The organism is Caballeronia sp. SL2Y3 (assembly GCF_022879575.1).
Taxonomy (GTDB): domain Bacteria; phylum Pseudomonadota; class Gammaproteobacteria; order Burkholderiales; family Burkholderiaceae; genus Caballeronia.
The window spans coordinates 83451-95259 of the sequence record NZ_CP084263.1; the positions used below are offsets into that span (position 1 = coordinate 83451).

The 11809-nt window shown below is 62.6% G+C and carries 14 protein-coding genes; 4 read left to right on the forward strand and 10 right to left on the reverse strand.

Annotated features, from left to right (window positions below; translation table 11 throughout):
* Positions 1-24 precede the first annotated feature (24 nt).
* On the reverse strand, positions 25-2346 hold the full coding sequence (locus tag LDZ26_RS22715) for a DUF3141 domain-containing protein (RefSeq protein ID WP_244851557.1): 2322 nt from the start codon (positions 2344-2346) through the stop codon (positions 25-27).
* 260 nt (positions 2347-2606) lie between these two features.
* On the opposite strand from LDZ26_RS22715, the gene LDZ26_RS22720 reads away from it, so the two are divergent.
* On the forward strand, positions 2607-2819 hold the full coding sequence (locus LDZ26_RS22720) for an ATP-binding protein (RefSeq protein ID WP_244851558.1): 213 nt from the start codon (positions 2607-2609) through the stop codon (positions 2817-2819).
* A 37-nt stretch (positions 2820-2856) separates the two neighbouring features.
* On the opposite strand, the gene hfq is transcribed toward LDZ26_RS22720, so the two are convergent.
* Entirely contained in the window at positions 2857-3141 is a 285-nt protein-coding gene (gene hfq / locus LDZ26_RS22725) for an RNA chaperone Hfq (protein ID WP_244851559.1), read from the reverse strand.
* Positions 3142-3505: 364 nt separating this feature from the next.
* Between hfq and LDZ26_RS22730 the strand changes: the two genes are divergently transcribed.
* Positions 3506-3733: a hypothetical protein gene (locus LDZ26_RS22730; RefSeq protein WP_244851560.1), complete on the forward strand. Its 228-nt coding sequence runs from the start codon at positions 3506-3508 to the stop codon at positions 3731-3733.
* Positions 3734-3830: 97 nt separating this feature from the next.
* Here the strand turns inward: LDZ26_RS22730 and LDZ26_RS22735 are convergent, their stop codons facing one another.
* Entirely contained in the window at positions 3831-4262 is a 432-nt protein-coding gene (locus LDZ26_RS22735; protein WP_244851561.1) for a PRC-barrel domain-containing protein, read from the reverse strand.
* A 158-nt stretch (positions 4263-4420) separates the two neighbouring features.
* On the opposite strand from LDZ26_RS22735, the gene LDZ26_RS22740 reads away from it, so the two are divergent.
* Positions 4421-4960: a hypothetical protein gene (locus tag LDZ26_RS22740; protein ID WP_244851562.1), complete on the forward strand. Its 540-nt coding sequence runs from the start codon at positions 4421-4423 to the stop codon at positions 4958-4960.
* Positions 4961-5006: 46 nt separating this feature from the next.
* Complete coding sequence (locus tag LDZ26_RS22745; protein ID WP_244851563.1) at positions 5007-5249, forward strand: hypothetical protein; 243 nt, start codon at positions 5007-5009, stop codon at positions 5247-5249.
* Between the two features lie 61 nt (positions 5250-5310).
* On the opposite strand, the gene LDZ26_RS22750 is transcribed toward LDZ26_RS22745, so the two are convergent.
* The 7 genes from LDZ26_RS22750 to LDZ26_RS22780 form a co-directional block, all read right to left on the reverse strand.
* Complete coding sequence (locus LDZ26_RS22750) at positions 5311-6624, reverse strand: sodium:proton antiporter (protein WP_244851564.1); 1314 nt, start codon at positions 6622-6624, stop codon at positions 5311-5313.
* 12 nt (positions 6625-6636) lie between these two features.
* Positions 6637-7461 (reverse strand): tetratricopeptide repeat protein, encoded by an 825-nt coding sequence (locus tag LDZ26_RS22755; RefSeq protein WP_244851565.1) that lies wholly within the window; start codon positions 7459-7461, stop codon positions 6637-6639.
* 1 nt (position 7462) lies between these two features.
* The gene (locus LDZ26_RS22760) at positions 7463-8407 is read right to left on the reverse strand and encodes a Ku protein (RefSeq protein ID WP_244851566.1); all 945 of its coding nucleotides are present in this window, start codon (positions 8405-8407) and stop codon (positions 7463-7465) included.
* A gap of 80 nt (positions 8408-8487) precedes the next feature.
* Positions 8488-8895 carry a response regulator gene (locus LDZ26_RS22765; protein ID WP_244851567.1) on the reverse strand — a complete coding sequence of 136 codons (408 nt, stop codon included), beginning with the start codon at positions 8893-8895 and terminating at the stop codon, positions 8488-8490.
* A 190-nt stretch (positions 8896-9085) separates the two neighbouring features.
* Positions 9086-9832, reverse strand: coding sequence for a glycine betaine ABC transporter substrate-binding protein (locus LDZ26_RS22770; protein ID WP_244851568.1), 747 nt, complete (start codon positions 9830-9832; stop codon positions 9086-9088).
* Positions 9833-9846: 14 nt separating this feature from the next.
* Positions 9847-10500 (reverse strand): oxygen-insensitive NAD(P)H nitroreductase, encoded by a 654-nt coding sequence (gene nfsB / locus LDZ26_RS22775; protein ID WP_244851569.1) that lies wholly within the window; start codon positions 10498-10500, stop codon positions 9847-9849.
* Positions 10501-10532: 32 nt separating this feature from the next.
* Positions 10533-11756, reverse strand: coding sequence for a major royal jelly family protein (locus LDZ26_RS22780; protein WP_244851570.1), 1224 nt, complete (start codon positions 11754-11756; stop codon positions 10533-10535).
* Between the last annotated feature and the right edge of the window lie 53 nt (positions 11757-11809).

Here is an 11809-nt window from a genome sequence, read left to right on the forward strand (position 1 = left end):
ACTGCATGCGATACCGCAGGCGAGCTACGGCCGTGCGAGTGCAGCGGAGGTTCGGCCGCGCGCGGGCTTCGCCGTGAGAATCTCGCAGATGCGGTCGAGCATGGCCCGCTGCGCGTCGGTCGGGCTGGTGCTTTGAACCCGTTCGTCGGTCATCAGCGCGTCGAGCAGCGTGACGAAGCGCGCGCGATCGTTCTTGTCCGCGATGAGCGTCGGCAACGTTGCGAGCGCCTGTTCAGGTTCGAAGCTGACGATGATTTCCTGCTCGCCCCGAATGCGCCGCCATTGATCGGGCGGCACTTCCGGAAGGTAGTCCGCATACGCCTGCGCCAGTTCCTTGCGCGTGATGAGCCGCGAAAGCGGCAGGGGTTCGCCCTTGCGTGCAAGAAGCGCCGCTGCGCGCGCAATGGCTTCCGTGTAGCCGCCTTCGCTGATCGCCGCGAGCGCGTCCTTCACGAAGGGCAGCTCGCGCGGCGGCGCGCCGGTCTTCGCCGGGGTCTCGGCCGCAGCCTTGTGATCGGCGAGATACAACGAGAAGAGGTTCGCGTAGATCGTGAAGAAAGCCGCTTCCATGCCGGCGTCGCGCATGGCCCGGTAATAGTCGAGCGATGCGCTGATCATCTCGGAGCCGGTCGTCTCCGCTGCGCACCACGGGTTATCCGGCTTCGCGGGCTGGCGGTTGGCTTTCACGGCGCTGGCCGCCGACGGCAGCCACGCGAGCCACGGATTCAGGTCCGAAAACCCCCAACGCTGAAAGCGCAGCGGATGGAAGGCGCGCAGCATGCGGGCTGTCGTATCGTTCGACATCGACTGCACGAACGGACGCCCGAAGAGTTCATAGGCACGCTGGTTGAATTCGGAGATCTGGGCCACGGCCTCGAAGGGCTTCTCGTCTTCGCGCTCGAAGCGGTTGAAGCGAGCCGCCACTTCTTCGAGCCGATACTCGCGAAACTCGACCTCGTATTCGGGTTGGCCGTCGGTGCCTCCGCGTTCGGTTATCGACATTCCGTACAGACCCGGCGCAAACGATTCGATGGCTTCGAGCACGGAGACGATCTGCGTGTGTTCCTTCTTCGCCACTTTGCCCGACACGAAGATGCCGAGATGGCCGATATGCTGATGCATCAGACCGACGATCACCTGGCCGCGCGCCTTGATTTCCTCGGTGCTGCCGTACAGGTCCGCGACCCAGTTGAAGGCCTGTTGCGGCGGCGTGATGTTATCGCCCAGCGACGCGAACAAAATGATCGGCGAGCGGATCTCGCGCAGATCGAATGCCTTGCCGCTTGCGCCTTTGACATCGCCCGACCAGAGCTTGTTGCCGACGAAGAGGTTGCGCGTGATCCACTCGATCTCCTCGCTATTCATCAGATAGTAGTCGCCCCACCAGCGTTCGAAGTCGAGAAAGCGCGGCGGTTCCGTATCAATGTTGTGATACAGGTGGTAGTACTTGTCCCACAGCGTGTTGGCGGGATTGAGGTTCTCGAAGTTCTGCACCAGATACGCGCCGTCGAACTTGCCGGCCCCGAGGTCCGCGGCGAACGACGCGAGCCACGAGCCGCCGAGCAATCCGCCCGCATAGCGCATCGGGTTGTCGCCTTCGCCTTCGCTCCACGCGCCGCTCCAGTAAGACATCGGCGCGCCGTTGATCACGATGGGACCGGTGTCGCCGGGATCGGAAGCAGCGAGCATCATCGCGGCCCAGCCGCCCTGGCAGTTGCCGATGAGCGCGGGCTTGTCACTGTCCGGATGCAGCTCGCGCACCCGCTTCACGAACTGTTGCTCGGCCACGCAGACGTCGAGCAGTGTCTGACCCGGTTCGGGGTCGGGAAAGAAAACGACGAAATACACGGGATGTCCCGCTCGCAGCGCGACACCGGCTTGCGAATCGTCCTTGAAGCCGCCGATGCCCGGGCCATGTCCCGCACGCGGGTCGATGATCAGGTACGGGCGCTTGCGTGCGTCCACGGTCACGCCTTCGGGCGGTGTGATCTTGAGAAGCGCGTAATTGACGGGCCTCTCGAACTGGCGGCCGTCGACGACGAACTCGTAGTCGAAGTGAAGCACCGGTTTCGGCTCCTGCCGGCTTCGTTCGTAGAATGCGGTGCCGCGCTCGCGCAGCGTATCCCAGAACATGACGGAACGCTGAATCAAGTCGAGCCCGTAGGTCCAGGTGTCCCAGGGAGTAGGACCACGCGCATTGATGCCGGGCGCCGTGCCGCCTTCACCGAGCGCGGCGTGCAACCGATCGATGAAGTTCTTCTGCGCGTTTTCGATGCGTGCCTTCAGGATGCGCGCAACCTTCGCGTTGATCTCCCGACTGCGTGACAATTGGTTTGCTGCGTCCATGACGTAGACCTCTCGATCGAAGAGCGGGGACAGCAGTGTGCGACCTGCGTTTTGCGCCAAGTCGCGGCATGAATTCTGAAGGTAGCAGCGGCCGATGACGATTAGACTAGAGCCGCATACGCGGACCGCCAACCGCCGAGTGCAACGACCTTGAGATACATCAACGTCGCGCGCATTGCAGTGCGACGCTGTCTGTGTGTAGCAATGCCTTACTTATGCCGGAAAACGAAGCTGCAATTGAGCGGCCGCAGAAGGCGCACATGAGGCTCGATGTTCACAATCTCGGCGAGCCGATACCGGCCGAGAGCCTCTCCGACATGTTCGATCCGCTCAAGCGCCTGCCGCGCACTGGCCCGCGTCCGCGCCCGTCGACGGGCGGATCGGTGACGGTGGCATCTTCTCGCGAGGCCGGGACCACCGTCACCGTCAGGTTGCCGAAGAAGCCGTCGGCAGGCGGGCAGCCGCGGAACTGATAAGCCATGTCCGGGTTGTCGGGGCTTGCAGGTATGTTCACGGCACTCGTCGCCCAGGGCGCGCGCGCCGCTCCGGGCGATCAGGGCGCTCATGGCGCTCGGAGTGCTGAGGGCGACCCTGATCCTCGCTGATCGTCGAAATGGCTCGCTTGAAGATCGCCTGCGCGCCGGTCGCGGCGTTCAGGTAGACCATGTACGTATCGAATGATTGAATCTCGCCTGTCAGCTTTATGCCGCTGACCAGGAAGACGGAGACGCGCTTTCGCTGTTTTCGCAGCGCATTCAGGAACTCGTGCTGCGGGGTTGAAACGGCGTCGGACATGGTCGCCTCAGTCAGTGAATCAAAGGTTGGCGGGCGTGTTGCGCGGGCTCGGTAGGTGACATCTGCATCGTCGATCGACGTCACTCGAACCGCTGACGATTCATTATGGACACGGCCAAAAAAAGCCCGCTCGGAGGCGGACTGCAATGCATATCTTCGACGACGGCCTCACGAAAAGAATCATGTAAGAGCGCACTGTGGAAGTGTAAGGAAACGTTAAATGTGCTGCATAGACGAAATTGGCATCGGTAATATCACCTTCGATTGCGCAGATCGAATACGACGACAGGCTGGTGAAACGCCCCACGCACATGAAAGGCATCGTTGAATGCCGACGCTTTTCAGAACCTGAGAGACGAAAACGATGATCATCTACCACGGCAGGGCAGCGTTCGAACCGCACGTCACGCGTAACGGCAACTCCTTCGTCGCCACCGCGTCGATTCTTGGAGAAGACGGAAATTCGACGTCGCTCGGAAAGTGGGGTTTTTTCGCTGACGAAGACTGCGCGATGCACTTCGCCATTCAATCCGCAACCGCTTTCATCGAAGGGGATGAATTGCCGGTGCCGCCGGCTGATCTGCCGGCTTAACGTGGTCGGTTCAACCGGCCGGGCCGATTCAGCTAGTTGCAACAGAAGCGCCGGTCACTGATATTGACCGGCGCTTCTTGCGTGACAACGAACGCGATTACTGCGTCTCTTTCAGCTTACGAGGCTTGGCCGGCGCCTTCACCTTGTTGTACTCGAATTCAGGCGTGTTCTTTAGCGCGTCCTTCGTCGCGCCGGGCAGATAGAAATTGCCGTCGCGCAATTCCAGCGACGAAATCGGGACCGCCACGTCATGCGTCGCGACGCCGAGGAAACCACCGGTCGAGATGATTGCTGCTGAGACGGTCGCGTCAGGCGAGATCACCAAGTCCTTGATGGAGCCGATCTTCGCGTTCTCGTTGTTGTACACGGCCTTGCCGAGAATGCTCTTCTTCGTGCTCCAGCCCTGCAGCAACGCCTGAGATTGCTGGACAGTCACACTCAGAGGCTGTGTCCCGGCGACCTGTGCGTGAGCGCCAAGGCTCACAGCGCCGATAGCGGTGGCTAGTACGAGGCATCGCAGCGATTTCATTAGTGTCCTCCAAGTTGTTTGGCTAAACCCTATTGCAAGGAACAGGCCCAGTTCCTTGCGTCCGCCAACCGGTCGTACTCCGCCGCCAACCGGTGGCGCGTCTCTTGCGTAGCTGTCGCGCTAATTCAGTGTAACCGTGGCCGTCGGCCGCGTTCTCAATGAGCAAAGGGGATGAGATGAGCGACATCGAGCGAGACAACAACGAAGCGCGGTCCGTGCAGCCGCAAGACGCAATGGAGCGACGCGCGCTCTTGCTGCATTTGGGCGATGTGGTCGAAGCGATCGGCTGCGTGCTGAAACTCTCCGGCCGCCATAAGACCATCGGTGAGGCTGCCGCTAGCGAGGACTCGCTCGCGGACTTGCCGCTACTGCGCTTCGTCGCGCCCGAGTTGACGCCGCACGACTTCGCTGCGCGCGCCGCGACCGCGTACTTCCTCTGGACCAAGGCGTTGCTCGAAGCCACGCTCAACCGGAAGCTCCTTGCGCACACGGTTCAGCACGACCTGTTCGCAGGCGATCAGCCCGGCTGGGACGCGTACGTCGAAATGATGAAGTTGCAAGTGCCCTGGTTCGGGGATGATCTCGGGCCGGTCAGCGAAGCGCAAGCCGAGCCTGCGCGGACAGAAATCTGGCCACCGGCGCAGACAGACAACGGCGATGCAGGCGTGCCAGCGCATCCGGTCGAATCAACGAGCTAGATAGCTATGAATAGCTGCTGAGGATCGGTCGGTGGGAGAGGTGGACATGAACCTCGAAGACGAAGAGAGAGCCCTCTGCCAAGCCAACGATGATCTGCGCGAAGCAGACAAGCGCATACAGGCTCAAATAGATCTCTTGAAGGAAATGGAGCGGGACGGGCACGACACGTCACAGGGTGTCAGCCTGCTCGCCGCGATGCGCGAAGCTCGAGAAGCCATGGAGGGTCACAGGGACCGGATACTGCAAACAATCGACCTGCTCAAGAAAGGCAAGATCAAGCCTCGCTGATGACGGCGAGCGAGACGCTCGGCGTTCGCCGGACTGCTACGCCTCAAACAACGCAACGTGTTCAGGCAGATTGCTTCCGGCTGAGATAGCGATCGAGGAGAGTAGTCGCTGTCGCGCCATGCAGAAAGACCGAAAGTACGATGGCCGCCAGAATGATCGGCACGAGCGGCCCCACGCGGTCGTGCCCGGCCTTCTCGAGCGAAAACAGCAGATAGTAGAACGCGCCGACGCCGCGCAGGCCCAGCCATCCGGACAGAAGCCGCTGATGCCGGTCCATCGACGAGCCGACGAGAGACAGAGTACTGCCAAGCGGCCGGGCCACAAGGAATAGAAACAGGACCGGCCAAATAACCGGCCATTGGATCAGCTCGCGCCAGTGCGCCGACACGACGCTGCCGATAATGACCATCAGCCCCAGTTCGACGAAGCGTTCGATCTCGACCGAGAAGCCCATCATGTTCTCCGCGATATACGCGTGAGCCGTTTCCGGATCTTTGGCCGCTTCCTCCCGCTGCCCGCGCTCGACCGATTCCAACACCTCGCTCGGCGGTTTGTCGCCCGTCGCCTTCATTTCCTGCCGTCGCAGCGCGACACCGGCGGCGAAGACCGCAATGAACGCGTAGCCATCGACGATCAGGGTCGCACCGTAGGCCAGCGCAACGAGTCCGAGCGCAAGAAAGCCTTCGAGCCCGAGCGCATGGTCGTACTTCGTGCGCAGCTTCGTCACGAGCACGACCACACCGGTGCCCAACGCCCAACCGCATATCGCTGCGCTCGCCAGTCCCCACGCGATCGCAAGGGCGAAGGTCCACGGATCTCCGCTGCCGAGACTGCCGATTCCGCAAAGCGCGAGCGCGATGAAGACCATCGGGGAGGCCGCGCCGTCGTTGAGTCCGCCTTCCGATGACAGGGCGAAGCGCAGGGGTTCATCGTCGCCCGCTTCTTCGACGCGCAACTCGTTGGCCAGCACCGGATCGGTCGGAGCGAGCGCAGACGCCAGCAGCAACGCAGGGCCTGCCGCGAGGCCGAGGCCCCACCGCGCGGCGGCGAACATGGTCGCGATGGTAATCAGCATCGCCGGTCCGGCGAGGCGCAAGGTCAGTCGCCAGAGCGGCCTCGAAAGCTCGACGCGCAGATACATTCCGATGGCGAACAGCGAGACCATAAGCCCCGCTCCGGTCAGCGTGCGAAGCAGGCGCACGTCGCGCTCGACGTCGATGTTGAGCAGCCCGGCGCACGCCGGACCGAGGACGAAGCCGACGACGAGGTACACCATTGCGCCGGTCATCGGCAGCCGCTCGACCATCTTGCGGCCCAGCGCCATCAGCACCATCAATGCCCCGACGATCAGGAACCAAACGGCTTCGATCGTCATCGATGTCTCCTGTCAGAGCTTCTGCAGTCTGCGAAACTGATTGAAGTGGCGAATCGCCAAGGTCGCTTCGCCCAGTTCTTCGTGGATGCGCGCGGCGTTGTAGTGGGCATCCGCAAACTCGGGGTCGTGTTCGATGCAACGCTCGTAGAACTGCAGTGCCTCGCGAAAGCGGCCCGAATCTTCGAGCGCCACCCCAATGTTGAAAAGCAGCACCGGGTCGTTCGCCCGGTATGCCAGCGCGTCTTGGTACACCGCTATCGCCTCGTCGAACCGCTCGCTGTCCATGAGGATGCCGCCGAGGTTCAGCGATGCATCGGTATAGTCGGGCGCGCGTTCGAGCGCTTGCCGGTAGGCCGCTTCGGCGGCATCGAGATCGTCGTCCTCAAGAGCACGTGCCCGCCGGAACAATTCGACGGCTTCTTCGCGCGCCCGCTGCTCGCGCGGCGCTTGCATGGAGGCGACGTTTCCCGGCGCCTTCGCCTGCTCGAAATCCAGCAGCAACTGGCCGGTCTCCGCATCCCACTGGCGGCTTGCCTCGTCCCGCACCGCGACCCGGTCGCCGACCGCAGCCACGCGCACGCCAGTGAGCGATCCTTCACGCCCCCAGTTTTTGCGAAGGTGGTCGAGCGCGCGGACGATCTTCATCGGCGAGACGCCAGCCACGCGCAGGGCATGCGCGGTCCTGAGCATGACGATGTCCTGAAAGGTGAAGCGCCGCTCGCGTTTTTCACCGCTCGCCGGTGACACCAGACCCGCCGCGATCATGCGTTCGACGACGCTGCGCGATACGCCGAGCATGCGTTGCACGTCGCGAAGGCTGTAGCCGTCGTCTTGCATGTCACCGCTTCGTGCCCGTTTTGCGGGCCGGCGCCGGTTGGTCGTCGCTGGCCGCGCGGCGCACGGCACGGCGCTTGGGCGCCGGAGTGGCTTCGGCCGCTTCTTCCGCCGGCGCGGCGGTGCGCGCGCTCTTGCGCGCCGCTCGCGCAGCGGTCGGCTGATCGGCAGACGGCTTCTTCTTCAGGCTCGCCCGCAGCGCTTCGACAAGGTCGATGAGTTGTGCTCCCGGCTGCTCGACGGCCGGCGCGGCGGTGATCTTGTTGCCCGCGACCTTCTTGTCGATCTCGGCGAGGATGCGCTCTTTCTCTTCGTCCTTGTACGCGGCTGCGTCGTAGCTGTCGACGCGATACTGCTCGATCAACTGCTCGGCGAGCTGTAGCTCGGTCGGCTGGATCTCCGTCTCTTCGATGCCGATGTCGGCCTGCGAGCGCACCTCGTCGGCGTAGAGCAGGGTCTGAAGGATCAATCCGTCGTTACTGGCGCGGACCTGCACCATGTGTTGCTTGCCCTTCCATGTCCAACGGGCGAGCGCGCAGGTCCCGCTATCGTTCATCGCCTTCTGCAGCAGGCGGTACGGTTTGCCGCCGCGCTTGTCGGGTGCGAGGTAGTAGGGTTTGTCGAGGTAGATGGGATCGATCGCCTCGGTCGGCATGAACGAGACGATGTCGATGGTGTGACTGGCGCTCGCTTCGAGCGCATCGAGCTCGGACTTCTCGAAGATCACATACTTCTCTTTCTCGAACTCGTAGCCCTTGACCATATCGGCGCGCTCGACGACCTTGCCATCGTGCGGGCAGACGTACTGCTGCTTGAGCCGGGTGCCGCAGTCCTTGTGCATCAGGTTGAAGCCGACCCCGGACTTGCTTTCCGTCGCCGCATAGACTTTCACCGGGACGGAGACGAGTCCGAAACTCAGAGTCATGGACGCAATCGAGCGAGCAGCCACGGCGGCCTCCCATTGAAGGTAATGGCCCGTTCAAGGGTACGCGCTTATAGCGCTCATGGCGCTCATGGCGCTCATGGCGCTCATGGCGCTTTCGCGGCGTGGGCCTCGTCCGCGCGCGCTCGCCGGTCCAGCCCGGCCGTGACACGCCATTCTTCCAGCACGCGTTCCAGCAGATCGTAGGTGACCGGCTTGCACATATAGCCATCGAACGACGGAAAGTCATTGTCGCCCAGATCGTGCCTGCCGGTGATCGCCACCATATAAGCGGTCTGCGAGGCGCCTTCCTGCCTCAGACTATCGCACGTGTGCCGGCCATCGCCGTCGGGCAGGTCCACGTCGGCGAGGATCACGTCGAATAACTGTGCGCTCGCCAGCTGGCGTGCCGACTCGCACTCGTGCGCGACCGTCACCTCGTGACCCATTTGCTCGATCAGCGCCGCAAGACCCGCTGCGAAGTCCCGGTCGTCGTCGAAAACGAGAATCTTCATATTATCTCCTCCACGGCGGGCGCCAGACGGTCGCCCGCATGCGCCTCGACGCGCCGCAAGGATCATGCCGCCAGTGAATGTGGCCGGAAGCCCGAGGCCTCCGTTGCGCGACCAAGTGCTCGCTGCGGCTGCGCTGTAATATTTTCGCGACTGAGTTGCGATAGTACTGGAGCTTCACTTGGCGTCGAGCCTAACCGGCGCGAGAGAGAACGAAGTCGAGGCGGCTCGTTTCACGATTCCCCAGAGTGAGCTGCCGCAATGCATTCAACGCGGCTTGCGGGATCTTCGCGAGCGCCGCTTTGCGCACGATCAGCGTCGCATCGTCGGTGCCGCCGAGAAGACCTTTCGGGTCCTTCAATTCTCGAATGCTGTACTGCTCATGCAGGTACTGCGGGCTCCACAGTGGCACGACGACCCAGCGCCGCTCCTTAACGGCGGCTTCGAAAGCGCGCACGCAATCGTCGAGCGTGCCGTTCTCGAAGTAATAGCCGGCCTCTTGCAAACCGTACTGAACGATCATTTCCCGGGAGAATCGACTGATGCCGGCTCCGGGGTTGATGCCCTGAATGAGTTTCGTCATTTTCGCGGCCACGTCCGGCCGCTTCAGGTCCGCAACGCTCTTCACCGCGCTTTCCGGCACATAGTCAGGCACGCCCCACAAGGCATACGGACGATAAAGCACGGTGATCTTGTCTACCTCATGCTCGAACGGCGCCAGATAGATACCGTGGCTGCTGGGCAGCCAGGCGCTGCCGAGCATATCGGCCTTACCGTCGCGCAGCATTTCGAAAGCCTGCTCGTGCCGAGCGAATACTTCATCGACCGCAACGCCATGCTCATGCAACAGGCGCCGAACCGCGCCGGATGCAGCGCGATGAAACGAGAGATCGATAGTGACGAGTGTGATGCGGGGATGGTCCGAGGCAGCGCCAGTCATGATCGCTCTCCCGTTCAGATGAAGGTGAAGACTTGTTCGCGCGGCAAACGCGACTTGGGCAGATCGGCGTTGAAGTCTTCGCCACTGCGATGCCCCAACGCGACAATGACCACGCTGGTGAGCCCTTTTTCGCGCAAGCCCAGACTTGCATCGAGCGCGCGGCTGTCGAAGCCTTCCATCGGCGTGGCATCGACGCCGAGGATGGCGGCACCGAGAAGCAGCCCACCCAGTGCGAGATACACCTGCTTTTCCATCCACTGCGGCGTGTCGCGCAATTCGTACTTGTGCATGTCCACGTACGAGCGGCGGCTTTTGTCCTGACCTGCCTGCATCTGCGGTGTCCTGAAACGGCCGTCCGCCGCCTCGCGCTCGAGAATGTTTTGCAGATGGCGGTCATCCATTGACTCGCGCATGCACATTGCGATGACATGCGATGCGTTGAGCACTTTCGGCTCGTTGTACGCGTAGGCGTCAGTGGTCGATTGAGCGATGCGGGCGCGGCCTTCGGGCGTCGAGGCAACGACGAAATGCCACGGCTGCGAATTCACCGACGAGGGCGACTGATGCAGAACGGTGAGCAGAGTTTCGATCTGCTCAGCCGGTACGGGCGTGCCTGCCTCGAAGGCCTTGACGGTGTGACGAATGCGAACGGCATCAGCGAGATTCATGATTGGACTCCAGTGCTGGACAGGTGAATGCGTCATAACGTCGGTGCGGGGCCGGCGCCGATTCGTACGCGAAAGAGGGCGTACGGCTTCGTGCGCTCGTCCTTGCCGGCGTGGAAGACCGGTTGGCGATGCAGCTGATTAGCGGTGAAGTACAGATATCCGTCGGTGCCGACCGACAGCGTGTCGGGCCACAACACGCGCGGCTCATGCACGATGGTCCGCCACTCGCCGCCCGGTTCGAGCTTGCGGATGGAGTCGTGCTCGTAGTCGCCTGCATACACGGCGCCGTTCGCATCGCTTTCGAGTCCGTCAGATGCGCCCTTCTCGCCGAGGTCTTTCACAGCGGCCGAAAGTTGTGCTTCGCTGATCGACGGATCGCGCAGCATGGCGGTGGGCACCGAATACAAATGCCGGCTGGAAAGCGGGCAGTAGTAGAGCGTCGTGCCATCGGGCGAAAGCGCGATGCCGTCGGAGGCGACGGTGAACGGCGCGCTCTTGCCGTTGGCGTCCCGTACTTTGAGGGTTTCGCCTTCGACCACGGGCACGAAGCCCGGATAGGCGGACGTCGAAACGTCGCCGGTAAGGCGTCGCAATGCCTTGCCGGAATCCAGATCGATCACGATCAATCCACCGGTGCCGCTCAACGACGAGTCGGTCACATAGGCGACGCCCGCTTTGCCGACGCGAAAGTCGAACCGCACGTCATTCACGTAGGTCTGTTCGCGCATGACATCGGCCGGAAAAACCAGCGTCTTCACGACGCGATCCGTCGCCAGGTCGATGGCGACGAGCTTCGCGCCTCCGGCTACCGGACTCGAAAAGTTGGGCGCGGCCGTGTCGAGTATCCACAGTCGTCCGCGGCCGTCTGCAACCACGCTTTGAACGCTCAGAAAGTGCGTGCCGGCATGAGAAGCGTCGGCGCGATTGATCTCCGCATTCGGATACGCGACTACCTTGCCGTCGCGCAACTCGGCCACGGTGGCCTGAACGTCGTCGCCCCAGCGCGGAAAGTTGACGAAGATCCGCCCGGTCTCGGTGACGCTCACGCCCGTGGGCATCGGACCCGTGAATGTCGCGACTGTTTCGATCGACCCGATGGTGCGTTCCGTGGCTTGGTTCGACGACGGCCGATCCGACGCCGCCGCCTGAGCGAGCGCGGGATGCGCCACCACGCCGGCGAAGCCCAGCGCCGCTGCAATTGCAATGGCGGCGCGGCGTATCGGATGGCTGTTGTTTTGTCGATGGATGGAATGCATGGCTGTTCTCCATTTGTGTTGTTCTTGCATGCGGCGCAAGCGCGAGGTCCGCA

Coding starts and splice junctions, on each gene's coding strand:
- LDZ26_RS22715 (WP_244851557.1), bottom strand. CDS start 2,346: ATGGACGCAGCAAACCAATTGTCACGCAGTCGGGAGATCAACGCGAAG.
- LDZ26_RS22720 (WP_244851558.1), top strand. CDS start 2,607: ATGAGGCTCGATGTTCACAATCTCGGCGAGCCGATACCGGCCGAGAGC.
- hfq (WP_244851559.1), bottom strand. CDS start 3,141: ATGTCCGACGCCGTTTCAACCCCGCAGCACGAGTTCCTGAATGCGCTG.
- LDZ26_RS22730 (WP_244851560.1), top strand. CDS start 3,506: ATGATCATCTACCACGGCAGGGCAGCGTTCGAACCGCACGTCACGCGT.
- LDZ26_RS22735 (WP_244851561.1), bottom strand. CDS start 4,262: ATGAAATCGCTGCGATGCCTCGTACTAGCCACCGCTATCGGCGCTGTG.
- LDZ26_RS22740 (WP_244851562.1), top strand. CDS start 4,421: ATGAGCAAAGGGGATGAGATGAGCGACATCGAGCGAGACAACAACGAA.
- LDZ26_RS22745 (WP_244851563.1), top strand. CDS start 5,007: ATGAACCTCGAAGACGAAGAGAGAGCCCTCTGCCAAGCCAACGATGAT.
- LDZ26_RS22750 (WP_244851564.1), bottom strand. CDS start 6,624: ATGACGATCGAAGCCGTTTGGTTCCTGATCGTCGGGGCATTGATGGTG.
- LDZ26_RS22755 (WP_244851565.1), bottom strand. CDS start 7,461: ATGCAAGACGACGGCTACAGCCTTCGCGACGTGCAACGCATGCTCGGC.
- LDZ26_RS22765 (WP_244851567.1), bottom strand. CDS start 8,895: ATGAAGATTCTCGTTTTCGACGACGACCGGGACTTCGCAGCGGGTCTT.
- LDZ26_RS22770 (WP_244851568.1), bottom strand. CDS start 9,832: ATGACTGGCGCTGCCTCGGACCATCCCCGCATCACACTCGTCACTATC.
- nfsB (WP_244851569.1), bottom strand. CDS start 10,500: ATGAATCTCGCTGATGCCGTTCGCATTCGTCACACCGTCAAGGCCTTC.
- LDZ26_RS22780 (WP_244851570.1), bottom strand. CDS start 11,756: ATGCATTCCATCCATCGACAAAACAACAGCCATCCGATACGCCGCGCC.